24 protein-coding genes and 1 tRNA gene are annotated in these 22,252 nt (G+C 76.0%); 11 read left to right on the forward strand and 14 right to left on the reverse strand.

The features are described 5' to 3' along the window. Nucleotides 1–4: 4 nt before the first annotated feature. From BLQ97_RS06595 to BLQ97_RS06610, 4 genes are all read right to left on the reverse strand, one after another. Entirely contained in the window at nucleotides 5–1,108 is a 1,104-nt protein-coding gene (locus BLQ97_RS06595; RefSeq protein ID WP_091364442.1) for a hemolysin family protein, read from the reverse strand. Beyond that, nucleotides 1,105–2,454: a hemolysin family protein gene (locus BLQ97_RS06600; protein ID WP_091364444.1), complete on the reverse strand. Its 1,350-nt coding sequence runs from the start codon at nucleotides 2,452–2,454 to the stop codon at nucleotides 1,105–1,107. Before BLQ97_RS06600 ends, BLQ97_RS06595 begins: the two co-directional genes overlap by 4 nt. A 102-nt stretch (nucleotides 2,455–2,556) precedes the next feature. Continuing rightward, nucleotides 2,557–2,630 (reverse strand) — tRNA-Pro (locus tag BLQ97_RS06605). A gap of 50 nt (nucleotides 2,631–2,680) precedes the next feature. Continuing rightward, nucleotides 2,681–3,589: a metallophosphoesterase gene (locus BLQ97_RS06610; RefSeq protein ID WP_091364447.1), complete on the reverse strand. Its 909-nt coding sequence runs from the start codon at nucleotides 3,587–3,589 to the stop codon at nucleotides 2,681–2,683. 62 nt (nucleotides 3,590–3,651) lie between these two features. Here BLQ97_RS06610 and BLQ97_RS06615 point away from each other — a divergent pair, with 62 nt between their 5' ends. Further along, nucleotides 3,652–4,104 carry a GatB/YqeY domain-containing protein gene (locus tag BLQ97_RS06615; protein WP_091364449.1) on the forward strand — a complete coding sequence of 151 codons (453 nt, stop codon included), beginning with the start codon at nucleotides 3,652–3,654 and terminating at the stop codon, nucleotides 4,102–4,104. Between the two features lie 33 nt (nucleotides 4,105–4,137). On the opposite strand, the gene BLQ97_RS06620 is transcribed toward BLQ97_RS06615, so the two are convergent. Genes BLQ97_RS06620 through bagA form a run of 3 tightly spaced genes read right to left on the reverse strand, consistent with a single transcriptional unit; the run spans nucleotide 4,138 to nucleotide 8,607 of the window. Next, complete coding sequence (locus BLQ97_RS06620) at nucleotides 4,138–6,333, reverse strand: transglycosylase domain-containing protein (protein ID WP_091365728.1); 2,196 nt, start codon at nucleotides 6,331–6,333, stop codon at nucleotides 4,138–4,140. A gap of 43 nt (nucleotides 6,334–6,376) precedes the next feature. Beyond that, on the reverse strand, nucleotides 6,377–7,618 hold the full coding sequence (gene bagB, locus BLQ97_RS06625) for an ATPase BagB (protein WP_091364452.1): 1,242 nt from the start codon (nucleotides 7,616–7,618) through the stop codon (nucleotides 6,377–6,379). Continuing rightward, entirely contained in the window at nucleotides 7,615–8,607 is a 993-nt protein-coding gene (gene bagA / locus BLQ97_RS06630) for an ATPase BagA (protein ID WP_091364455.1), read from the reverse strand. Before bagA ends, bagB begins: the two co-directional genes overlap by 4 nt. Nucleotides 8,608–8,723: 116 nt before the next feature. On the opposite strand from bagA, the gene sp36 reads away from it, so the two are divergent. Genes sp36 through BLQ97_RS06645 form a run of 3 tightly spaced genes read left to right on the forward strand, consistent with a single transcriptional unit; the run spans nucleotide 8,724 to nucleotide 10,199 of the window. Beyond that, nucleotides 8,724–8,897, forward strand: coding sequence for a Sp36 family protein (sp36, locus tag BLQ97_RS06635; protein ID WP_091109157.1), 174 nt, complete (start codon nucleotides 8,724–8,726; stop codon nucleotides 8,895–8,897). Between the two features lie 10 nt (nucleotides 8,898–8,907). After that, nucleotides 8,908–9,396 (forward strand): RidA family protein, encoded by a 489-nt coding sequence (locus BLQ97_RS06640; RefSeq protein ID WP_091364458.1) that lies wholly within the window; start codon nucleotides 8,908–8,910, stop codon nucleotides 9,394–9,396. Further along, nucleotides 9,393–10,199: an NUDIX hydrolase gene (locus tag BLQ97_RS06645; protein WP_091364461.1), complete on the forward strand. Its 807-nt coding sequence runs from the start codon at nucleotides 9,393–9,395 to the stop codon at nucleotides 10,197–10,199. Before BLQ97_RS06640 ends, BLQ97_RS06645 begins: the two co-directional genes overlap by 4 nt. A 197-nt stretch (nucleotides 10,200–10,396) precedes the next feature. Here the strand turns inward: BLQ97_RS06645 and BLQ97_RS06650 are convergent, their stop codons facing one another. Beyond that, the gene (locus BLQ97_RS06650) at nucleotides 10,397–11,074 is read right to left on the reverse strand and encodes a Crp/Fnr family transcriptional regulator (RefSeq protein WP_281181379.1); all 678 of its coding nucleotides are present in this window, start codon (nucleotides 11,072–11,074) and stop codon (nucleotides 10,397–10,399) included. Nucleotides 11,075–11,222: 148 nt separating this feature from the next. Then, nucleotides 11,223–11,462, reverse strand: coding sequence for a hypothetical protein (locus BLQ97_RS06655; protein WP_091365730.1), 240 nt, complete (start codon nucleotides 11,460–11,462; stop codon nucleotides 11,223–11,225). 107 nt (nucleotides 11,463–11,569) lie between these two features. Here BLQ97_RS06655 and nth point away from each other — a divergent pair, with 107 nt between their 5' ends. The 5 genes from nth to BLQ97_RS06680 are packed head-to-tail and all read left to right on the forward strand — an operon-like array spanning nucleotide 11,570 to nucleotide 15,346. Then, nucleotides 11,570–12,352 carry an endonuclease III gene (nth, locus tag BLQ97_RS06660; RefSeq protein ID WP_245691925.1) on the forward strand — a complete coding sequence of 261 codons (783 nt, stop codon included), beginning with the start codon at nucleotides 11,570–11,572 and terminating at the stop codon, nucleotides 12,350–12,352. Next, the gene (locus BLQ97_RS06665; RefSeq protein WP_091364463.1) at nucleotides 12,349–12,936 is read left to right on the forward strand and encodes a TlpA family protein disulfide reductase; all 588 of its coding nucleotides are present in this window, start codon (nucleotides 12,349–12,351) and stop codon (nucleotides 12,934–12,936) included. The genes nth and BLQ97_RS06665 overlap by 4 nt, the downstream gene beginning before the upstream one ends. Next, nucleotides 12,933–13,703, forward strand: coding sequence for an NUDIX hydrolase (locus BLQ97_RS06670; protein WP_245691926.1), 771 nt, complete (start codon nucleotides 12,933–12,935; stop codon nucleotides 13,701–13,703). The genes BLQ97_RS06665 and BLQ97_RS06670 overlap by 4 nt, the downstream gene beginning before the upstream one ends. Continuing rightward, on the forward strand, nucleotides 13,700–14,161 hold the full coding sequence (locus BLQ97_RS06675; RefSeq protein WP_245691927.1) for a plastocyanin/azurin family copper-binding protein: 462 nt from the start codon (nucleotides 13,700–13,702) through the stop codon (nucleotides 14,159–14,161). Before BLQ97_RS06670 ends, BLQ97_RS06675 begins: the two co-directional genes overlap by 4 nt. A 3-nt stretch (nucleotides 14,162–14,164) precedes the next feature. Next, a complete protein-coding gene (locus tag BLQ97_RS06680; RefSeq protein WP_091364465.1) occupies nucleotides 14,165–15,346 on the forward strand; it encodes a MarP family serine protease in 1,182 nt (393 codons plus the stop codon). A 125-nt stretch (nucleotides 15,347–15,471) separates the two neighbouring features. Here the strand turns inward: BLQ97_RS06680 and BLQ97_RS06685 are convergent, their stop codons facing one another. The 3 genes from BLQ97_RS06685 to acs all read right to left on the reverse strand — a co-directional run bounded on the left by BLQ97_RS06685 (nucleotide 15,472) and on the right by acs (nucleotide 19,046). After that, nucleotides 15,472–16,338 (reverse strand): alpha/beta fold hydrolase, encoded by an 867-nt coding sequence (locus BLQ97_RS06685; RefSeq protein WP_245691928.1) that lies wholly within the window; start codon nucleotides 16,336–16,338, stop codon nucleotides 15,472–15,474. 98 nt (nucleotides 16,339–16,436) lie between these two features. Continuing rightward, on the reverse strand, nucleotides 16,437–16,958 hold the full coding sequence (locus tag BLQ97_RS06690; RefSeq protein ID WP_245691929.1) for a phage holin family protein: 522 nt from the start codon (nucleotides 16,956–16,958) through the stop codon (nucleotides 16,437–16,439). A 135-nt stretch (nucleotides 16,959–17,093) separates the two neighbouring features. Beyond that, a complete protein-coding gene (gene acs, locus BLQ97_RS06695; protein WP_091364469.1) occupies nucleotides 17,094–19,046 on the reverse strand; it encodes an acetate--CoA ligase in 1,953 nt (650 codons plus the stop codon). Between the two features lie 135 nt (nucleotides 19,047–19,181). Between acs and BLQ97_RS06700 the strand changes: the two genes are divergently transcribed. Beyond that, entirely contained in the window at nucleotides 19,182–19,889 is a 708-nt protein-coding gene (locus tag BLQ97_RS06700) for a (2Fe-2S)-binding protein (RefSeq protein WP_245691930.1), read from the forward strand. Between the two features lie 7 nt (nucleotides 19,890–19,896). Here the strand turns inward: BLQ97_RS06700 and BLQ97_RS06705 are convergent, their stop codons facing one another. Together BLQ97_RS06705 and BLQ97_RS06710 are read right to left on the reverse strand one after the other, a co-directional pair. Beyond that, a complete protein-coding gene (locus tag BLQ97_RS06705) occupies nucleotides 19,897–20,922 on the reverse strand; it encodes an S-adenosylmethionine:tRNA ribosyltransferase-isomerase (RefSeq protein ID WP_091364472.1) in 1,026 nt (341 codons plus the stop codon). After that, complete coding sequence (locus BLQ97_RS06710) at nucleotides 20,919–21,665, reverse strand: SDR family NAD(P)-dependent oxidoreductase (protein ID WP_091364474.1); 747 nt, start codon at nucleotides 21,663–21,665, stop codon at nucleotides 20,919–20,921. Before BLQ97_RS06710 ends, BLQ97_RS06705 begins: the two co-directional genes overlap by 4 nt. A gap of 46 nt (nucleotides 21,666–21,711) precedes the next feature. Between BLQ97_RS06710 and soxR the strand changes: the two genes are divergently transcribed. Then, complete coding sequence (gene soxR / locus BLQ97_RS06715) at nucleotides 21,712–22,248, forward strand: redox-sensitive transcriptional activator SoxR (RefSeq protein ID WP_091364475.1); 537 nt, start codon at nucleotides 21,712–21,714, stop codon at nucleotides 22,246–22,248. Nucleotides 22,249–22,252 lie beyond the last annotated feature (4 nt).

Here is a 22,252-nt window from a genome sequence, read left to right on the forward strand (position 1 = left end):
CCGGTCATCGTCCCCCGGCGCCCGCCCCGGCCGCGGACCCGGTCCGACTGCTCCGCTCGGCCAGCACCCGGGTGTGCTCGGCCGCGGCGTCGCGGACGTCGCCGATCAGCAGCTCCAGCACGTCCTCCAGCGCCACCAGCCCCGTCGTCTGCCGGTCGGTCACCACACCGCCCAGGTGCGCCCCCTGGGCGCGCATCTCGGCGAGCACCTCGGGCAGCTGCGTGCCGGGGGCCAGGGGCACCAGCGGGGTGACGTGCTCCTCGGGGACCGGCCGGTCGCGCCCCTCCGGGCCGATGCCCAGCACGTCCTTGACGTGCACGAAGCCGACCAGGCGGCCGTCGTCCTCCTGCACCGGGTAGCGGCTGAAGCCGTGCTCGGCGACGACGGCCTCGAGCTGACGGGGCGTGGTCGAGCGCGGCACGGTGACCACGGTGTCCATCGGCAGCAGCACGTCCTCGACGGTGTGCTGCTCGAACTGCAGCGCGCCGGCGGCCAGCTCGCTGACCTCGGTGCCCAGCAGGCCCTCGCGCCGCGACTGGGTGATCATCGAGCGGATCTCGGCCTCGTCGAAGCTGGCCGCCACCTCGTCGGTGGGCGTGGCGCCGAAGAGCCGCACGAACGCGTTGGCCGTGGTGTTGAAGAACCAGATGACCGGCTTGAGCAGCCGGCTGAAGGTGGCCAGCGCCGGCCCGAGCACCAGGGCCGCGCGGTCGGGCCCGGCGATGGTGATGTTCTTGGGCACCATCTCGCCGAGCACCATGTGCAGCACGGTCACCAGCGACAGCGCGACGACCAGCGCGATCGGGTGCAGCAGCGCGTCGGGGACGTGCAGGGCGTGCAGCGGCGCCTCGATCAGGTGGGCCACGGCCGGCTCGCCGACCGCCCCCAGCCCGAGCGAGCACAGCGTGATGCCCAGCTGCGCGCCGGCCATGTTCTGCGAGACGTTGCGCATCGCGGCCAGGGTCTTGCCCGCCCGGGCCGAGCCCTCCGCGACCCGCGGCTCGATCTGGTCGGCGCGGGCGGACACCAGCGCGAACTCCGCGGCCACGAAGAAGGCGTTGCCCAGCAGCAGCGCGACCAGCACCAGGAGGCTCACCGCGTCGCTCACGCCGCGGCCTCCGCCCGCGCCCGGGCCCGCGAGGCCGTCGCGCCCGGTGGCAGCACCACCGTGCGCTCGGCGCGCACCCGCGCCACCCGCCGTCCGTCCAGCGACTCGACGGTGAGCCGGGCGCCGTCGAGCTCCACGGTGTCGCCCACCTCGGGCAGCCGCTGCAGCACCTCGGCCAGGTAGCCGGCCAGCGTCTCGTAGCGGCCCTCGGGCACCGGGATGCCGGTGCGCTCGAGGACCTCGTCGGGGCGCAGCAGCCCCGACAGCAGCCAGCGCCCGTCGTCGACCCGGCGCAGCGTGCGCAGCGGCCGGTCGGTCTCGTCGGTGATCTCGCCGACCAGCTCCTCGACGATGTCCTCCAGCGTCACCACGCCGTGCGTGGCGCCCCACTCGTCGACCACCAGCGCGATCTGCAGGCCCTGCTCGCGCAGCAGGTCCAGCAGCCGTTCCAGCCGCAGCGACGAGGGGACGGCGAGCACCGGGGCGGCCAGCTCCCCGGCGGTGCGCAGGTGCCGCTCGTCCTCGGGGACGGCGACCGCGCGCTTGACGTGCACCACGCCGGTCACCTCGTCGAGGTCGGAGCCGTAGACGGGGAAGCGGGAGTTGCCCGACTCGGTGGCCGCCGCGAGCACGTCGGCCGCGGTGGCGCTGGCCCGCACCGTCCACAGCCGGGTGCGCGGCGTCATCACGTCGGTGGCGTACTTCTGCCGCAGGCCGAGGGAGCGCTCCAGCAGGCGGGCGGCGACGGGGGAGAGATCGCCCTCCTCGGCCGACCGACGCGCCACCGAGGCCAGCTCGTCGGCGCCGCGGGCGGAGTCGAGCTCCTCGCGCGGCTCGAAGCCCAGCCGCCGCACGATCGCGTTGGCCAGCCGCTGCAGCGCGGTGACGACGACCCCGGAGACGGCGGTGAACGCCCGCATCCCCGGGGACACCACCTTGGCGGTGCGCAGCGGGTCGGCGATCGCGAGGTTCTTGGGACCGAGCTCGCCGAGCAGCATCTGCAGCGTGGTGGCCAGCGCCAGCGCCAGGCCGTAGGAGACCGCGGTGACCGCGCCGCCGGACAGGCCGACCGCCTCCAGCGGGCTGCGCAGCAGCTGCCCCAGCGCCGGCTCGGCCAGGTAGCCGACCACCAGCGTGGTGAGGGTGATGCCCAGCTGGGCGGCGGAGAGCTGGGTGGACAGGGACCGCAGCGCGGTCACCACGCTGCCGGCCGCCGCGTCACCGGCCCGGGCGGCCTCCTCGGCGCGCCCGCGGTCGACGGTGGTGAGCGAGAACTCGGCGGCGACGAAGAAGCCGGTGAGTGCGGTGAGCACCACGGCGGCGAGGAGGAGCAACCACTCGGTCATCGCGCTCCCCGGTGCCCGCCACGGGGGCCGCCCAACCGGGAACGGCCGATCCGGGTCCGGAGACGACTCAGGGGCCGCCCGGAGGCGGCCCCTGAGGGAGGGTCGGGGTGACAGGATTTGAACCTGCGGCCTCGTCGTCCCGAACGACGCGCGCTACCAAGCTGCGCCACACCCCGGTCGTGCCTGGACCACTCTAGCCGAGCCGCGCCACCGGCCCGGCCCCGGGTCACCCGGGCCGGGCGGTCAGCGTGAGCAGCGTCGCCTCGGGCGGGCAGGCGAAGCGGGCCGGGGCGTAGGGGCTGGTGCCGAGCCCGGCCGAGACGTGCAGCCAGGTGCCGTTGGGCCGGCCGGGTGCGGGCGGGGTCCACCGGTGCAGCCAGCGGACGCGGGCCCGGTCGATGCCGCAGTTGGTCACCAGCGCGCCGTAGAACGGGACCCGCAGCTGGCCGCCGTGGGTGTGCCCGCACAGCAGCAGGTCGTAGCCGTCGGCGGCGAACCGGTCGAGCACCCGGGGCTCGGGGGAGTGGGCCAGCCCGACCCGCAGGTCGGCGGCCGGGTCGGCCGGCCCCGCGACGAGGTCGTAGCGGTCCCGCCGCAGGTGCGAGTCGTCGACCCCGGCGAAGGAGATCCGCCGCCCGGCCACGGTGAGCTCACCGGCGGCGTTGGTGAGGTCCAGCCAGCCGCGGGCGGTCAGCCCGTCGCGCAGGTCGCGCCAGGGCAGCGGGTCGCCGTGCACCCGCTTGTGGTCGCGCTTGAAGTACTTCAGCGGGTTCTTCGGCCGGGGCGCGAAGTAGTCGTTGGACGCCGTCACGAAAGCGCCGGGCCGGTCCAGCAGCGGGTCGAGGGCGCGCAGCGTCGGGCCGACGGCGTCGACGCCGGCCAGGTTGTCCCCGGTGTCGACGACGAGGTCGGGCTCGAGCTCGGCCAGCGCGGCCACCCACTCCTGCTTGGACCGCTGGCCGGCGGTCATGTGCAGGTCGGACAGGTGCAGCACGGTCAGCGGCGCGGAGCCGGGCGCCAGCACCGGGACGTCGAAGCGGCGCAGCGTCCACCGGGTGCGCTCGTACAGCGAGGCGTAGGCCAGCGTCGTGGTGCCCGCCGCGACGGCGGCCGTGGGCAGCGTGTACCAGCGCACGGCGCCGAGCGTACGGGCCGGGCCGCGGCGGGGTGCTTGCCCGGTCGTGCCAGGCTGGGGCCGTGTCCGCCCTCAAGGACCGGCTCCGCGCCGACCTCACCAGTGCCATGAAGTCCCGCGACGAGCTGCGCACCGCGACGCTGCGCATGGTGCTCGCCGCGGTCAGCGCCGAGGAGGTCGCGGGCAAGGAGGCGCGGGAGCTCTCCGACGACGAGGTGCTGGCCGTGCTGCGGCGCGAGGCCAAGCGACGTCGCGAGGCGGCCGAGGCGTTCGGCGGCGCCGGCCGCGCCGAGCAGGCCGACCGGGAGCGCGCCGAGGGCGAGGTCGTGGCCGGCTACCTGCCCGCCCAGCTCGAGGACGCCGACCTCGCCGCGCTGGTCGCCGACGTGGTCACCCGCACCGGGGCCACCGGCATGAAGGACATGGGCCGGGTCATGGGCGCGGCCAACGCCGAGGTGGCCGGCCGGGCCGAGGGCTCCCGGGTGGCCGCGGAGGTGCGCCGCCAGCTCGGCTGAGCGGCGCACCCCTCCGGCAGGAGGGTCCCCGCCTCAGTTCCCGCGACCGCCGCCGCCACCCCAGTTGCCGCGGCCGCCGCCGTTGCCCCCGCCGTCGTTGCCGCCACCGTTGCCGTCGTCGTCCCCGTCGTCGCCGCCACCCTGGGGAGCGGCGCCGCTGTCGGCGGCCGGAGCCGGGGCCGGCGGCGGCGCGGCGGGGCCGAGCAGGGCCGGGTCGCTCGGCGGGAACGCCGAGGTGGGCTTGTCGGCCAGGTAGGGCGCGAAGGCGTTGTGCCAGATGGTGGCCGGCAGGTTGCCGCCGTAACCGCCGACGTCCTGCTGCTCCTTAGGGTTGAAGACCATGACGCTGGCCGCGTACTCCGGCATGACACCGACGAAGGCCACCGAGTCCCGGCCCTGCGCGGTACCGGTCTTGCCGGCGATCACGTGGCCGGGGACGGCGGCGCGGGTGCCGGTGCCCTCGGGGCTGGCGGTGTCGCCGACGAGGATGTTGGCCAGCGTGTTCGCGATGTTCGGCGGGATCGCCTCCGGCGTGCAGTTGCCCTCGGTGACCAGCGGCTGGCCGTCCTCGCCGGTGAGCGGCTGGCCGGCGCGGTCGAGCACCTGCTGCACCGGCACCGGGTCGCACTGGGTGCCCTGGGCGCCGAGCGTGGAGTAGGCGGTGACCAGGTCCAGCGGGCTGGTGGCCTCGGCGCCGAGGGTGAAGGACCCGAAGTTGCCGTCGATGATCTCGTCCGCGGAGTTCTGCGTGGGCTGGTCGAACGTCATGCCCATCCGCTCGGCCATGCGCACCGGGCCCTCGACGCTGCCGAGGCGGTCCTCCAGCGCGAGGAAGTAGGTGTTCGACGACCGGACCAGCGCGCCCACCATGTCGAGGGTGTCGGGGTAGTTGCCGACGTTCTCCACGCAGTACATGCCGTCGGACTGCTCGCGGTCCCCGCCGCACGAGGGGCCGCGGAACACCCGGGAGGTGTACTGGTTGCCCGGCGTGCTGATCACCGTGCTGGCCGGGATGCCGGCCTCCAGCGCCGCGGCGGCGGTGAACACCTTGTAGGTCGACCCGGCGCCCTTGCTGGCGGCCGAGTGCAGCACGACCGACTCGCACTGCGGGTCCGAGCAGCCGAACTGCCGGTTCACGCTCATCGCCAGCACGTCGCCGCTGCCCGGGCGGACCGCGGTGAACACGCCGGCGAGCCGGTCACCCATGGGCAGGGACTGCAGCACGGCCTGGTCGCCGAGGGCCTGCAGCTGCGGGTCCAGCGTCGTCTGGATGGTCAGCCCGCCGTTGTCCAGCTGGTCCTGGGTGATGCCCAGGACGCCGGTGAGGTAGCCCTGCAGGTAGGCGCAGAAGAAGCCGCCGAGGACGGCGTCGATGCAGCCGTTGGGCGGGTTGATGCCCGGCGCGACCTGCACCGGCTGGGCGGAGATCTCGGTCAGCTCGGCCTCGCTGACGTGGCCGAGGTCGAACATCCGCTGCAGCACCTGGTTGCGCCGGGTCTGCGCGTTCTCGGGGTTGGTGATCGGGTCGTCGTTGGCCGGGCTCTGCACCAGGCCGGCCAGCATCGCCGCCTGGGGCAGGCTGAGGTCGGCGGCGTTGACGCTGAAGTACTTCTGCGCGGCGGCCTGGATGCCGTAGGCGCCCTGCCCGAAGTACACGATGTTGAGGTAGCGGGTGAGGATCTCGTCCTTGGAGTAGGTCTCCTCCAGGGCCAGCGCCAGCCGGGCCTCGCGGAGCTTGCGGGAGATGTCCTGCTCGGTGGCGGCCTGCCGCTCCTCGGGGGTGTCGGCGGTCTCCAGCAGGGTCTGCTTCACCAGCTGCTGGGTCAGCGTCGAGCCGCCCTCCTGCACCGACCCCGCGGCGACGTTGGTGACCGCGGCACGCAGCGTCCCCTGCACGTCGAGCCCGTTGTGCTGGTAGAAGCGCGAGTCCTCGATGTCGACCAGCGCCTGCTTCATCACGTCGGCGATCTGGTCGGCCGTCACCACGGTGCGGTTGTTGGCGTAGAAGTTGGTGATCAGCGAGCCGTCGGCGGCCAGCACGCGGGAGTTGCCCGCCGGCGTGGCGTCGGTGAGCTCGACCGGCAGCGCGTCGAGCAGCGAGGCGGAGTCGCGGGCGACGAGGCCGCCGCCGGCGACGACGGGCGCCAGCACACCGGCGACGAGGGCACCGGCGACGACGATCATCGCGGCGAGCTTGGCCAGGACCCTGGCGCGGGCGGGAGTCGACATCACCCGCCAGGGTACGGCGCGCCGACCCTCCCGGAGCCCGAGCTCAGGCGCGGCGCGCGGGCAGCACCCGGGTGCGCGGGACGCCCGTCGGCGTGTCGCCGTCGGGACCGGTCAGCGCCTCGGCCATCACCTGCAGCCCGTCGAGGTCGTGGACGTCGCCCGCGGCCGCCGGCACCGTCCGCAGCGCCACCTCGGGGTGGGCGCTGGTGAACCGGTCGGCCAGCCGCTGCTCGCGGGCGGCCAGCGTCATCCGCTCCGCGTGCACGCGCAGGGCCCCGGCGGCCAGCGCGCCGGCCGGGTCGCCGTCGTCCCCGATCGCCTCGGCGGCGGCCTCCGCCCGGGTGGCCGACAGCGCGGTGCTCGCCGGCGGGTGGGTGCGGTTGAGCACCAGCCCGGCCAGCGGCATGCCCTCGGCCGAGAGCCGGTCGACGAAGTAGGACGCCTCGCGCAGCGCGTCGGGCTCGGGCGTGGCGACGACGACGAACCAGGTGCCCGGCCGGCGCAGCAGCTCGTAGGTGGCGGTGGCCCGCTCGCGGAAGCCGCCGAACATCGTGTCCAGCGCGGTGACGAAGGCGGAGATGTCGCGCAGCAGCTGCCCGCCCAGGACCTTGCTGATGATCCGGGTGAAGACCAGGAAGCCGGCGCTGGCGAACCGGAACCCGGCCCGGCTCGGCGCGGTGAGCAGCCGGATCATCGTGCCGTCGAGGAAGCGGCTCATCCGGTTCGGGGCGTCGAGGAAGTCCAGCGCCGACCGCGACGGCGGGGTGTCGACGACGATGAGGTCCCACTGGCCGCCGGCCCGCAGCTGGCCCAGCTTCTCCATCGCCATGTACTCCTGCGTCCCGGCGAAGGACGACGACAGGGTCTGGTAGAAGGGGTTGGCCAGGATCTGCTCGGCCCGCTCCGGGGTCGAGTGCGCCACGACGATGTCGTCGAACGTGCGCTTCATGTCCAGCATCATCGCGTGCAGCTCGCCCGCGGCCCCCGGGACGTCGACCCGCCGCGGCTCGTTGTCCAGCTCCACCAGACCCAGCGACTGGGCCAGCCGGCGGGCGGGGTCGATGGTGAGGACGACGACCCGCCGGCCGGCCTCCGCGGCGGCCAGCGCCAGGGCGGCCGACGTCGTCGTCTTGCCGACGCCACCGGAGCCGCAGCAGACGACGATCCGGGTGTCCTCCGCGGCGATCAGCGCCGCGAGGTCCATGGGTGGGGCCAGCCGGTCGGCCGCGGCGCGCGAGCGGGCCGGTCGTCCCGCGGTGCCCGGGGTCTCCTCCGCCGCGCTCATGCCGCCACCTCCGCGCCCAGGTGCTCCTCCAGCCGGCCGGCCAGCTCGAACAGGCAGCCGAGGTCGATCGGGGCGGCCAGCAGGGGCAGCTCCGCCGTCGGCCGGCCCAGCGACTCCACCCGGGCGCGCAGCGCGTCCTGGGCGGCCCACGTCCGGGCGTGCTCGACGGCCTCGGCGGCCAGCGCGTCGGCCAGCGCGCCGTCGCCGCGCAGCCCGGCCGCGGTGAGCCCGGGCGCGAGGTCGGCGCCGGTCAGCCCGCCGTCGGCGGCCCGGGCCAGGCCCTCGGTCGGCAGCGCCGGCTCGGTGGCCATGTTGACGATCACCGAGCCCACCGGCAGGCCGACCTCGCCCAGCTCGGCGATCGCGTCGGCGGTCTCCTGCACCGGCATGTCCTCGAGCAGGGTGACCAGGTGCACCGCCGTCTGCGGGGAGCGCAGCACGGCCATGACGCCGTCGCTCTGCGTCTTGATCGGACCGGAGCGGGCCAGGCCGGCCATCTCGCCGGTGACGTTGAGGAAGCGGGTGATCCGCCCGGTCGGCGGGGCGTCGACGACGACGGCGTCGTAGACCTGCCGGCCGCCCTGCCGGCGGGTGACCGCCTCCTTGATCTTCCCGGTGATCAGCACGTCGCGCAGGCCCGGGGCGATCGTCGTGGCGAAGTCGACGGCGCCCATCCGGCGCAGCGCCCGGCCCGCGCGCCGCAGGTTGTAGAACATCTCGAGGTACTCCAGCAGGGCCTCCTCGACGTCGATGGCGAGGGCCCGGACCTCGCCGCCGCCGCGGGTGACCGCCACGCGGCGCTCCTCGTAGGGCAACGGCGGGGTGTCGAAGAGCTGGGCGATGCCCTGGCGGCCCTCGCACTCGACGAGCAGCACGGTGCGCCCCTCCGCGGCCAGGGCGAGGGCGAGGGCGGCCGCGACCGTCGTCTTGCCGGTCCCGCCCTTCCCGGTGACGACGTGACAGCGCACGGGCAGGGGCGAGGGGCTCACCCCGACCAGCCTAGGAGCCGCGGGACCGGCCTGCTCCCCGCTGTCCGCGAGCTCACGGCGGGACGGCGCAGCAGGGCCCGGAGCGCGGTCGTCGGCCTGCGCTAGCGTCGTCCCCCATGAGCGAACCGGCCCGCCGCCGCTGGGAGTACGCCACCATCCCGCTGCTGATCCACAACACCAAGGCGATCCTCGACTCCTGGGGCACCGACGGGTGGGAGCTGGTGACGGTGCTGCCCGGCCCGGGCGGCGCCGAGCAGCTGGTCGCCTACCTCAAGCGCCCGGTCGGCTGAGGCGCCCGCGATGACCCAGGCGCAGGGCGCTCCGGCGCCGGCCCAGAGCTGGACCCGGCGGCTCGCCGAGCTCGGCATCCGGCTGCCTCCGGTGGCGGCCCCCGTCGCCTCCTACGTGCCCGCGGTGCGCAGCGGCCAGCTGGTGTTCACCTCCGGCCAGCTGCCCTTCGTCGAGGGCGGCCTGCGGCGCACCGGCAAGGTCGGCGGGTCGGTCGACCCCGAGGACGCCGCCGCCGACGCCAAGCTGTGCGCGCTCAACGCGCTGGCCGCCGTGCACGAGCTCGTCGGCCTGGACTCCGTCGCCCGGATCGTGCGGGTGGTCGGCTACGTGGCCAGCGCCGAGGGCTTCACCGGCCAGCCGCGGGTGGTCAACGGGGCCAGCGAGCTGCTCGGCAAGGTGTTCGGCGAGGCCGGCCAGCACGCCCGCAGCGCCGTCGGCGTCGCCGAGCTGCCCCTGGGGGCGCCGGTCGAGGTCGAGCTCACCGTCGAGCTGCGGTGAGCCAGGAGATCAGGCCCGCGGCCACCGTGCTGCTGCTGCGCGACGGCGCGGCCGGCCTCGAGGTCCACCTGCTCCGGCGGACCCGGGGGATGCCGTTCGCCGGCGGCATGACCGCCTACCCCGGCGGCGGGGTGGACCCGCGCGACGCCGACACCGACGTGGCCTGGGCCGGCCCGGAACCGGCCGTGTGGGCGGCCTCGCTGGGCTGCGACGAGCGGCTGGCCCGCGAGCTGGTCTGCGCCGCCGTCCGGGAGACCTTCGAGGAGGCCGGCGTGCTGCTGGCCGGCTCGCCCGACGGCAGCGGCGGGGCGGCCGGCATCGTGCCGTCGGTGACCGGCGACGACTGGGAGGCGCAGCGGCAGGCGCTGCTCACCCGGGAGCTGTCCCTGGCCGAGCTCCTGGCCGCCCGCGGCCTGGCGCTGCGGGCCGACCTGCTGCGGCCCTTCGCGCACTGGGTGACGCCGCCGGCCGAGACGCGGCGCTACGACACCCGCTTCTTCGCCGCGGCGCTGCCCGTGGGGCAGGAGGCCCGCGACGTCTCCGGCGAGGCCGACGAGGTGAGCTGGCTGACACCGGAGGCCGCGCTGGCCGAGATGCGCGCCGGCACCCGGCCGATGCTGCCGCCGACGATCCACACCCTCGGCCAGCTCGCCGCCTTCCCCGACGTCGCCGCCGCGCTGGCCGGCAGCCCGCCCGAGCCGCTGAGCCCGATCATGCCGACCTTCGCCGAGGAGCCCGACGGCCGCTGGGCCGTGCTGCCCGACGGCACCCGCATCCGCCTGGTCGTGCCGCTCCCGTCGTGACCCTCCGGGCCCGTCCCCGGGCACGGCACCGGGCCTGCGCGAGAGCCCCCGGTCCGGTCGGAGCGAGGGCTCTCGGGTGTGGACCGGTCGCGGGGGCCCGGAGGGTCTCCCGACCGGGACACGGGGAGCGGCTCGGCTCAGGCCGGGACGGCACCTGGCCGCGGTGCGGTCCGGTGGGACCGCGGTGTCATCGCGTCCTACCGCGCGCGGCGGCGGAGGCGGTCCTCGTCGAGGACGACGACCGACTTGCCCTGCAGCTGGATCCAGCCGCGGTGCACGAAGTCGGCCAGCGCCTTGTTCACCGTCTCGCGGGAGGCGCCCACCAGCTGGGCCAGCTCCTCCTGGGTGAGGTCGTGCTTGACCCGCAGGCCGTCGGCCTCGCGGCTGCCGAAGCGGTCGGCCATCTGCAGCAGCGCCTTGGCCACGCGGCCGGGGACGTCGGTGAAGATCAGGTCGGCCACCGAGTCGTTGGTGCGCCGCAGCCGGCGGGCCAGCACGCGCAGCAGCTGCTCGCCGATCTCCGGGTGCGCCTCGATCCACGGGCGCAGCACCGACTGCGGCATCTTGGCCAGCCGGACGTCGGTGACCGCGGTGGCGGTCGCGGTGCGCGGCCCCGGGTCGAACACCGACAGCTCGCCGAACTGGTCGGACGGCCCCATGACGGCGAGCACGTTCTCCCGGCCGTCGGGGGAGCGCCGCGAGAGCTTGATCTTGCCGCTCAGCACGATGTAGAGGCTGTCGCCGGGCTCACCCTCGTTGAAGACGACCCGGCCCCGGGGCAGCGTGATCGTCTCCAGCCGGTTGGCGACCGGGTCGACGGCCTCCTCCGAGAGCCCCTGGAAGATCCCGGACTGGGCCAGCACCTCGTCCACCACGTCGTCTCTCCACCCCACCGTCGCTCGACCCGCGGGGCAGCAGCACCCGCATCCGCAGGCAGTCTAGGGGGCTGTGCCGACCGTCACCCCTCCGGCGGGGGGCACCTGACCCGCGCGGGGGAGGCGGTCCGGCCGCGGGAGGTCGGGCTCAGACGAGCGGTTCGGCGCCCTGGCGCACCCGTGACCGGCGGCGACGCCGCCAGCGGGCCATGGCGCGGCGGATACCGGAGGCGGCCAGCGTGTCCACCTCGCCGGGCGTCGCCGACTCGAGGAACTCGGCCACCTCGCGCGGCGACGTCGGCCGGCGCAGGGGCTCCTCCACGCGCTCCATGACGAGCAGGAAGGCGATGACCATCGGGGGGAAGAGGATGACGATGAGCGCGACCACGTCCACCTCCCGGGTCCGGTCGCGAGCGGGCACGCCCTGGTGGGGCCCGGTACCGCCATGGTGGCACGGCCCGGACGGTGTCGCTGGCGACGCCTACCCTCGACCGCGTGTCCCCGCCGGCCTACGCCCGCCCGTCGGAGCGCCGCGCTCCCGCCCGCCGCCCGGCCGGCCCGCCCTTCGACCCCGACGAGACGCCGCTGGCCCGCACCCGGCGGGCCCGCCGGATGGCGCGCGAGCTGGCCGTCCTGCACCCCGACGCGCACTGCGAGCTCGACTTCACCAACGCCTTCGAGCTGCTGGTGGCCACCGTCCTGTCCGCGCAGACCACCGACAAGACGGTGAACAAGGTCACCCCGGCGCTGTTCGCGCGCTACCCCGACCCGGTGGCGCTGGCCGGGGCCGACCGCGCCGAGGTCGAGGCGATCCTCAAGCCCACCGGCTTCTTCCGCGCCAAGGCCACCTCGGTGCTCGGCCTGGCGCAGGCGCTGGTCGAGCGGTTCGACGGCGAGGTGCCGGAGCGGATGGCCGACCTGGTGACGCTGCCCGGGGTGGGCCGCAAAACGGCGAACGTCGTGCTGGGCAACGCCTTCGGCGTGCCGGGGCTGACCGTCGACACCCACTTCGGCCGGCTGGTCCGCCGGTTCGGCTGGACCGCCGAGGAGGACCCGGTCAAGGTCGAGGCCGAGATCGCCGGCCTCGTCCCCAAGCGCGACTGGACCATGTTCAGCCACCGCGTGATCTTCCACGGCCGTCGGGTCTGCCACGCGAAGAAGGCCGCCTGCGGCGCCTGTGGCCTGGCCCGCTGGTGCCCGTCGTACGGCATCGGCCCCACCGACCCCGAGGCGGCGACGAAGCTGGTGAAGACGCCCGCGGCGTCGGACACCGAGTGAGCACCGGACGGCGGGCGGGCGCGCTGCTGCTCGGGCTCGTGGCCCTGCTGCCGGCCTGCACCGCGTCCGGCGAGGACGACGGCGGGACGGCGGCGGCCGCACCGACGACCTGGCGCGCCCCCCTGGCGGCCTGCCCCGAGCAGCCCGACCGCCCCGCGGCCGGCGCCGAGACGCTGCCGCCGGTGGAGCTCGGCTGCCCGGGCGGCGGCACCCTCGACCTGGGCCGCGCGCCCGGTGTCCCCGCGGTGGTCAACCTCTGGGCGAGCTGGTGCGGCCCGTGCCGGGAGGAGCTGCCGCTGGTGCAGGACCTCGCCGACCTGGCCGGCGACCGGCTGTCGGTGGTCGGCGTGATCAGCAAGGACGGCGTCCCGCAGGCGGACAGCTTCGCCGCCGACGCCGGCGCCACCTTCCCCAGCGCCTACGACCGCGACGGCACCCTGATGTCCGAGCTCGGCATCCAGGCGCTGCCGTTCACCTACCTGCTCGACGCCGACGGCGCCCTGGTCCACACGCAGGTCGGGCCGGTCGCGTCGGTGGACGAGCTGCGCACGCTGGTCGCCGAGCACCTCGGGGTCCAGCTGTGACGGGGGTGCTGCCCGACGCCGACCTCACCGGCCTGCCGGGCCCGGTGCGCCGGCTGCTCGACGCCGGCCCCGACCTGCCGCTGCGCCACCGGATGCCCCGCCCCTCGGCCACCGCGCGGCGGTCGGCGGTGCTCATCCTCTTCGGCGAGGGGCCGCACGGCACCGACGTCCTGCTCATCGAGAAGTCGGCGCGGCTGCGCACCCACGCCGGGCAGCCGGCCTTCCCCGGCGGCGGCGCCGACCCGGGGGAGGACTACCCGGTCGGGACGGCGCTGCGCGAGGCGCAGGAGGAGGCCGGCGTCGACCCGGACGGCGTCCGCGTGCTGGCCACCCTGCCGGAGCTGTTCCTCGGCCCGTCGGACAACCTCGTCGTCCCGGTCGTCGCCTGGTGGGACGACCCGAGCGACGTCGTGGTCGGCGACCCGCGGGAGGTGGCCCGGGTGGCCCGCGTGCCGCTGGCCGAGCTCGCCGACCCGGCCAACCGGTTCCGGGTGCGCCACCCGTCGGGCTACGTCGGCCCGGCGTTCGGCGTCGCCGACATGGTCGTGTGGGGGTTCACCGCCGGGCTGCTCGAGGCGCTGCTGGAGGCCGCCGGGCTGGCGCGGCCGTGGGACGTGCGCGACGTGCGCCCGCTGGAGGAGTCCGGCACCCGGCCGGCCGCCGTCCCCGGTGCCCTCGGCGAGGGCGGTGCCGAGGACGCCGCCGCGCCGACGGTGGCGAGCCCCGCACCGGACGGCGGTCCGGCGCGTACGGTTCCGCGGCGATGAGCGCGACGAGGGGACCGGCCGGTCGCGGCCGGGCGCTGCTGGGCGGCCTGCTGCTGGCGGCCGGTCTGCTGGCCGGCTGCGGGTCCGGCGACGACGGCGGCCCGGCCGCGGCGCCGGCCGCGACCGACCCGTCGCTGGGCACCGTGACCGTGGCCGAGGACGGCGTCCAGGAGGTCACGATCCAGACCCCGGACGACTACGTCTTCCTGCCCGACGCCTTCACCGTCGCGCCCGGCCGGGTGCGGCTGACCGTGGAGAGCACCGCCACGCAGGCCACCCACAACTTCCGCTTCACGCCCGGCGCCGGCCCCGAGGAGATCGCCGAGGAGATCCCGCTGCTGGCCGCGGGGGAGTCCCGGACCATCGAGTTCGAGGTCACCGCGCCCGGCGAGCACCCGTACGAGTGCAGCTTCCACGTGCAGCTCGGGCAGACCGGCGTCATGACGGTGTCGGGCTGATCCGTGTCGCTGGTCGACCTCGTCCTCGTCGCGCTCGCCCTGGTCTTCGCCTTCTCCGGCTTCCGCCAGGGCCTGCTGGTCTCGGCCACCTCCTTCCTGGGCTTCCTGGGCGGCGCGGTGCTCGGCGCGCAGCTGTCCGGCCCGGTGGCCGACCGCCTCGACGGCTCCCCGGTCACCCGGGTGTTCGCCGCCCTGGTCGTGGTCCTGGCCGGGGCGCTGCTCGGGCAGGTGCTGGCCGGCGCGGTCGGCCGGGCGGTGCGCCGCCGGGTCACCTGGGAGCCGGCCGAGGTGGTCGACGCCGTCGCCGGCGCGGTGGTCTCGGCGGTCGCCGTGCTGCTCGTGGCGTGGATGGTCGCCACGCCGCTGGCCACCGCGCCCTTCCCGGCGGTCGCCGGCCAGGTCCGGAACTCGGCGCTGGTGCAGGCGGTCGACCGGGCCGTGCCCGACAGCGTCCGCGCGGTGTACGACTCGCTGCGCGAGGCCATCGACCGGCGGGGCCTGCCCGACGTCCTCGACCCGCTCACCCCCACCCAGGCCCGCGAGGTCGAGGTGCCCGACGAGGCGCTGCGGTCGAGTCCCGTCGTCGGCCGGGTGCAGGGCTCGGTGGTGAAGATCAGCGGCGTCGCGCCGTCGTGCTCGCGGCAGATCGACGGGTCGGGCTTCGTCTACGCCCGGGAGCGGGTGATGACCAACGCGCACGTGCTGGCCGGCGTCGGCGACCCCGTGGTGCTGGCCGAGGGCGAGGAGTACGCGGCGACGCCGGTGTACGTCGACGAGGAGATCGACGTCGCGGTGCTCGCCGTCCCCGGCCTGCCGCAGGTGCCGCTCGCCTTCGCGCCCGAGCCGGTGACCACCGGCGACGACGCGATCATCATGGGCTACCCCGGCGGCGGGGACCTGTTCGTCGGCCCGGCCCGCGTCCGCGACCGCGGCGACATCAGCGGCCCCGACTTCCGCAACGCGCAGACCGTCGAGCGCGAGGTCTACGCCCTGTTCGGCGAGGTGCGGGCCGGCAACTCCGGCGGCCCGCTGTTCGACCCGGCCGGCCAGGTCCTCGGCGTCGTCTTCGCCTCCGCGATCGACGACCCGTCGACCGGCTACGCGCTCACCGCCGAGCAGGTCGCGTCGGCCGCCCGCCAGGGTGCGGCCGGCACCGCCCCCGTGGACACCGGCCCCTGCGAGTAGAAGGACCTCCTCGCCCCCTGGAAGGACCTCCCTGCCCCCCACCGCTCGCAGGCTCGCGGCGGGCCCCTGCAGGGAGGCCGACAGCCGCTCGTGGCGGGCCCCTGCGAGGAGGCCGTTCCAGCGCGTTACTTGGCCCAGGTGGTGATGGCGTCGTTGACCTCGGCGGGGGTCTCCTCGGGCGGGAAGTGCCCGGTGCCGGGCAGCTCGCGCCACGCGTAGGCCCCGGCGACGTAGCGGCCCGAGCCGCGGGCGGTGCGCGGCAGCACCAGCGGGTCGGCGGTGCCGTGCAGCTGCAGCGTCGGCGCGGTGACCGGCGAGGCCATCCGGCGGGCGTAGCGCAGCCCGTCGGGGCGCAGCTGGGAGCGGCCGGCCCAGCGGAAGTACTCCATCGACCCGTACGCGGCCTGCGGGATCCGCGCCGCCGACCGGTAGCGCCGCACCGCCTCGGCGAAGTCGGCGGTCTGCGTCCAGGCCGGCCCCGCCCACCGGCGCAGGTACTCCGCGACCGGGTCGTCGTCGGCCCGGGTCAGCCGGTGCTCGGGCCAGCGCGGCACCTGGAAGCCCAGGACGTGCCGCAGCGCGCGCCGCTGGGCGCGGTCGGCGAGCCCGGCGCGCAGCAGCCGCGGGTGGGCCATCGAGACGACGACCAGCCGGCGGACGCTGCGCGGGTGCAGCGCGGCCATCGTCCAGGCCACCAGCGCACCCCAGTCGTGCCCGACGACGACGGCGTCGCGCTCCCCGAGCGCCCGGACCAGCGCCGCCGCGTCGCTCGCCGCCGTCGGCAGGTCGTACCCGCGCGGGGGCTTGTCGCTGGCGCCGTAGCCGCGCAGGTCCGGGGCGACGGCCCGGAAGCCGGCGTCGGCGAGCGCGGGGAGCTGGGCCCGCCAGGTCCACCAGTACTGCGGGAACCCGTGCAGCAGCAGCACCAGCGGACCCTCGCCGGCCTCGGCCAGGTGCAGCCGGACCCCGTTGGCGGAGGTGTCGCGGTGCACCCACGGCCCCGGCAGCAGGACGCTGGTGGCGTCGGGCCGCTCGTCGGTGGGGACGGCGGCCGGGGCCGGGCGCCCGCCGCGCCGCCCGGGAGCGGGACTCAGACCAGGTAGGTGTCGGGGCCGCGGCGCTCGACCCGGCCGTTGCTCACCGTCGGCAGGGCGCGGCGGCGCTGACCGGGCTCCTCGCGGTGCATGACGTCGGGCAGCTCGCGCAGCGACTCGAGGGTGCGCTCCGGCTTGTCGATCTTCTTGAGCATCCGCAGGCCGACCAGCCCGGCCACGCCGGCGATGACGAGCAGCAGGACGGTGACGATGAGGTAGGACACCCAGCGCGGCAGGCCGAGCGCGGTCAGCGCCTCGGCCAGGGTGACGAACAGGTAGATGCCGGCGAAGGCCAGCAGCACGCCGGCGACGGCGAACAGCGCGATGCTGACACCGGCCTTCTTCGCCGAGCGGCCGATCTCGGCCTTGGCCAGCTCGATCTCGCCGCGGACCAGCGTGGACACGTCGGCCATCGCGCTCTGCACCAGCGCGCCCACCGACGGGTCGGTGTGCGCGGAGACGGCGGACGTGGCGTGGCGCCCGCTGGCCGGGGTGGACGAGGACACGCTGTGGGCCACGGGGGCTCCTCCCTGCTCTGGCGACCGCGGCGCGGCCTGTCGCAGGTGATCGTCCCGCATCCCGGACGGACCCGCGCCCCGACCTCCCCGATCGTGCACGGGGGAGGCCGGGACGGGTCGGTCCGTCGGTCCTCGCTAGTCCTCGGAGGAGGAGTTGGCGGGGAGCTTGTCCTTGATCAGGTTCATCACCGAGGAGTCGGTCAGCGTGGTGACGTCGCCGAGCTCGCGGTTCTCGGCGATGTCGCGGAGCAGCCGGCGCATGATCTTGCCCGAGCGGGTCTTGGGCAGCTCCTGCACGACCATGATCTGGCGCGGCTTGGCGATCGGGCCGATGTCCCGGGCCACGTGGGTGCGCAGCGTCTGCACCAGCTCGTCCCCCGAGTCCTCGGCGCTGCCGCGGAGGATGACGAACGCGACGATGCCCTGGCCGGTGGTCGGGTCGCTGGCACCGACGACCGCGGCCTCCGCCACCGCCGGGTGGGCGACGAGGGAGGACTCCACCTCGGTGGTGGAGATGCGGTGCCCGGACACGTTCATGACGTCGTCCACCCGGCCGAGCAGCCAGATGTCGCCGTCGTCGTCCTTCTTGGCGCCGTCCCCGGCGAAGTAGACCTCCGTGCCGAACCGCGACCAGTAGGTGTCGACGTAGCGGTCGTCGTCGCCCCAGATGGTGCGCAGCATCGACGGCCACGGCTCGGTGAGCACCAGCAGGCCGGTGGTGTCGTCGCCGAGCTCGTTGCCCTCGTCGTCGACGACCTTGGCCGAGATGCCGGGGAAGGGCGTCTGCGCCGAGCCGGGCTTGAGGTCCGTCACGCCGGGCAGCGGGTTGATCATGTGCGCGCCGGTCTCGGTCTGCCACCAGGTGTCCACGATCGGGCAGCGGCCGCCGCCGATGTTCTTGTGGTACCAGAGCCAGGCCTCGGGGTTGATCGGTTCTCCGACCGAGCCGAGCACGCGCAGGCTGGACAGGTCGAACCCCGCCGGGACGTCCTCGCCCCACTTCATGAAGGTCCGGATCACCGTGGGCGCGGTGTAGAGGATCGTCACCCCGTACTTCTCGATGATCTCGAACCAGCGGCCGCGGTGCGGGGTCTCCGGGGTGCCCTCGTACATGATCGAGGTGGCCCGGTTGGCCAGCGGCCCGTAGACGATGTAGCTGTGCCCGGTGACCCAGCCGATGTCGGCCGAGGTCCAGAAGACGTCGGTGTCGGGCTTGAGGTCGAAGGACGCCCAGTGCGAGTACGCGACCTGGGTGAGGTAGCCGCCCGAGGTGTGCAGGATGCCCTTGGGCTTCGCCGTCGTCCCGGACGTGTACATGATGTAGAGCGGGTGCTCGGCGTCGAAGGCCTCGGGCGTGTGCTCGGTCGACTGCCGGTCGACGACGTCGTGCCACCACAGGTCGCGGCCCTCGGTCCACTCGACGTCCTGCTCGGTGCGGCGGACGACGAGCACGTTGCGCACGCTGTCGGTGCGCGCGACCGCCTCGTCCACCGCCGGCTTCAGCGCGCTGGGCGCACCGCGCCGGTAGCCGCCGTCGGAGGTGACGACGACGACGGCGCCGGAGTCGGTGATCCGGCTGGCCAGCGCGTCGCTGGAGAAACCGCCGAACACGACCATGTGGACGGCGCCGATGCGGGCGCAGGCCAGCATGGCCACGACCGCCTCGGGGATCATCGGCATGTAGACGGCCACCCGGTCGCCGGCCTGCACCCCGAGCTCGAGCAGCGCGTTGGCCGCCTTGCACACCTCGTCCTTGAGCTGGGCGTAGGTGATCGTGCGGGTGTCGCCGGGCTCGCCTTCCCAGTGGTAGGCGACCTGCTCGCCGTGGCCGTCCTCGACGTGCCGGTCGACGCAGTTGTAGGCGATGTTGAGCTTGCCGCCGACGAACCACTTGGCGAAGGGCGGGTTGCTCCAGTCGAGCACCTGGTCCCACTCCTGCGCCCAGCTCAGCCGGCGGGCGGCGGACTCCCAGAACGCCAGGCGGTCGCGCTCGGCCTCGGCGTAGACGTCGGCGCCGACGTTCGCCTGCGCGGCCAGCTGCTCCGGCGCCGGGAAGCGGTGGCCCTCCTGCACGTCCGACTCGCTCACGGTGCGGCTCCCTCCATGTCGTGCGTGGGGTCGCCCCGTCGCGACCCGGCGTGTCCCAGCACACACCGTAGGGCCCGCCCGGATGGTGCGTGAGCCCCCGCAACGTCGGTGCAGCGGGACGGCCAGACTGGGCCGGTGGACGGCGGCCCGCAGGCGCAGGTGGCGGCCCGGGTGCCCGGCGCGGCCGGCCTCGGGCTGCTGGCGCCGCCGTCGGCCCGGCCGCTGCCCGCGGAGCTGCTCGCCGACCCGGCCTGGACCGCGCGGCGGGTCGCGGCGCTGGGCCGCCGGTACCGCAGCGCCGACCGCCGCGTGCTGGCCACCGTCTGGTGGTACTCGGCATCGGCGGTGCTGCTCGCGCCCCTCGCCGCCGGGCTGGCCACCGGCCGGCCCCTCTCGGCACGGCTGGCCGACACCACGCTGTACGAGCTGGCCGGCGGGCCGCTGGTCGCCGCGGTCTCGGCCGCGCCGGCCGGACCGGACCCGGCGGGGGAGCTGCGCGCGGCACTCGCCGCGGCGGTCGCCGCGGTGGCCGAGGCGGGCGGGGTGCGCGAGCGGCCGCTGTGGGCGGTGGCCGCCGACTCCCTCGCCGGCCGGCTGCTCGCCGTGGGCCGGGCGCTGGACGCCGTCGGCCCGATGACCGCACTGGCCGCCCCGGTGGCCGCGGCCGTGGGGTCCCCGTTGCCGGCGCCGCGGTTCACCGACGTCGGCGGCACCCGCTTCGTCCGGCGGGTCTCCTGCTGCCTGCTCTACCGGCTGCCGCCCGAGCCGATGTGCACCGCCTGCCCGGGCCGTCCCCCCGAGCACCGGCGGGTGCTGCTGGAGGCCGCCGCCGGGCAGTGGTGACGGGCGGCTACGGCAGGAACAGCATCGAGTCGCCGTACTCGTGCCACAGCCAGCCCCCCGCGGTGGCCGCCCGGTACGCGGTGTCCACGAGCTCCGTCCCGGCCACGGCGTGCAGGAGCAGCAGGTGGCTGGCCTCGGGGGCGTGCAGGCCGGTGACGAGGCCGGTGACCGCGCGCGCCGGGTGGTCGGGGCCCAGCACCAGGTCGGTCCAGCCCTCGCCGGGCCGGGTGACCCCGTCGTCCCCGGTCACCGTCTCCAGCGCGCGGGTCGCCGTGGTGCCCACCGCGACCACCCGCCTCCCCGCCGCCCGGGTGGCGTTGACCAGCCGCGCGGTCACCTCCGGGACGCGGTAGCGCTCGGGCGCCGGCGGCTCGTGCAGCTCGGGGCTGGAGACGCCGGCGTGCAGCACCAGCGGCACCACGGGGACCCCGCGGGCCAGGAGCCGCACCAGCAGCCGGTCGGTGAACGGCCGCCCGGCGCTGGCGTTCTCGGCGCTGCCGGGCTCGGTGGCGTACACGTTCTGCGCCTCGGCCAGCCGCACCGGCGCCCGCAGGTAGCCGTAGCGCACCGGCTGCCCGTGCTCGGCGAGGTAGGGCACCAGCGCGACGGCCGGCGTCACGTGCGCCCGCCAGAGCCGCGACGGGCGCGCCGGGTCGGGGAAGCCGGTGCGCAATCGCAACCGCACACCGCCGGGCAGGCCGAGCTCCGTGCCGGGCTCCAGGCCGGTCTCCGGGCCGTCGTTGCCGGGGCGGCGGACCTCGACCACCCAGCTGCCGTCGTCGAGCGCCGTCGACACGTGCAGCGGCACGACCCGCCCGTCGGCGCGGCGGGCCTCGAGCCGGGCGGCCAGCGTGGCCGAGGTGTTGACCACCAGCAGGTCGCCGGGCTCGAGCAGGTCGGGCAGGTCGCGGAAGCGGGCGGCGGTGGTGCTGCCGGGCCGCACGGCCATCAGCCGGACGCCGTCGCGAGACAGCCCGCGGTGCTCCGGCGGCTCGGTGGCCTCGCTGCCGGGCGGGAGGGCGAAGGCGGTCACCGCGCCGCCTCCGCCGGGAGGAGGTCCGCGGCGCGCAGCCGGCCGCTGGGCGGCGGGTCGTCGAGCAGCCGCAGGAACGCCGGGACGACGTCCTCCGGGGCGGGCAGTGGAAGGACCTCCCCGCCCCCCGCCACTCGCGAGCTCGCGGCGGGCCCCTGCGCGGAGGCCACGGGCGCGGCGGCCCGGTGCATGTCGGTGGCCATGTCGCCGGGGTCGACGGCGTACACCCGCAGCGCGGGGTGCTCGACGGCGAGGACGGCGGTCAGCAGGTCCAGGGCGGCCTTGCCGGCGCCGTACCCGCCCCAGCCCGGGTAGGCCTCCACCGCGGCGTCGCTGCTGACCGACACCACCGTGCCGCCGGCCCGCTCGAGCGCCGGGAGCACCGCCTGCACCAGCGCCAGCGGCGCCACGGTGTTCACGGCCAGCACCCGCTCGAGGGCGGCGGGCGGGAGGTCGGCCAGCCGGGGCAGCGGGGTCGGGCCGAGGTCGCTGGCGTTGTTCACCAGCAGGTCGAGCCGGTCGCCCACGGCGGCGGCGAGGTCGGCGCGGTGGGCGGGGTCGGTGACGTCACCGGGCAGGGCGGTGACCCGGCAGGCAGCGGGCAGGGCGGCGACGGTGCGGGTGAGCCGGCCGGCGTCGCGGGCGTCGACGACGAGCCGCCAGCCGCGGGCGGCGAGGGCGGCGGCCAGGGCGGCGCCGAGGCCGCGGGAGGCACCGGTGACGAGTGCGGTGGGAGGTGTCATGGCGCTACCCTCGAACTTCAAGTCCACTTGAGGTCAAGGGGGTGCGGTGGACGGGCTGTCGATCGGTGAGGTGGCCGCCCGGGCCGGGCTGGCGCCGTCGGCGCTGCGCCACTACGAGGCGCAGGGGCTGGTCACCGCCACCCGCACGGCCGGCGGCGCCCGGCGCTTCCCGCGGTCGGTGCTGCGGCGGCTGGCCTTCGTGCGGGCGGCGCAGAACGTGGGGCTCTCGCTGCCGGAGATCCGCGAGGCGCTCGGCACGCTGCCCGAGGGGCGGACGCCGTCGGCGCGCGACTGGGCGCGCCTGTCGCGCGGCTGGCGCGACCGGCTCGACGCGCAGATCGCGGCGCTGGAGCAGCTGCGCGACGGGCTGTCCTCGTGCATCGGGTGCGGCTGCCTGTCGCTCACCGCCTGCGCGCTGTCCAACCCGGGCGACGCCGCCGCGGGGGAGGGGACCGGCGCGCGCCGGCTCTCGCCACTGCTGCGCCGCACACCGCCGGCGAGCAACGCCGTCCCGGCACCTCGCGCACCGAGGCACGGCGGGGCAGGATCCGGGACGGGGCCGTCCACCCCGTCCACCGGATGAGGAG

Source organism: Geodermatophilus telluris (assembly GCF_900102745.1).
GTDB lineage: Bacteria > Actinomycetota > Actinomycetes > Mycobacteriales > Geodermatophilaceae > Geodermatophilus > Geodermatophilus telluris.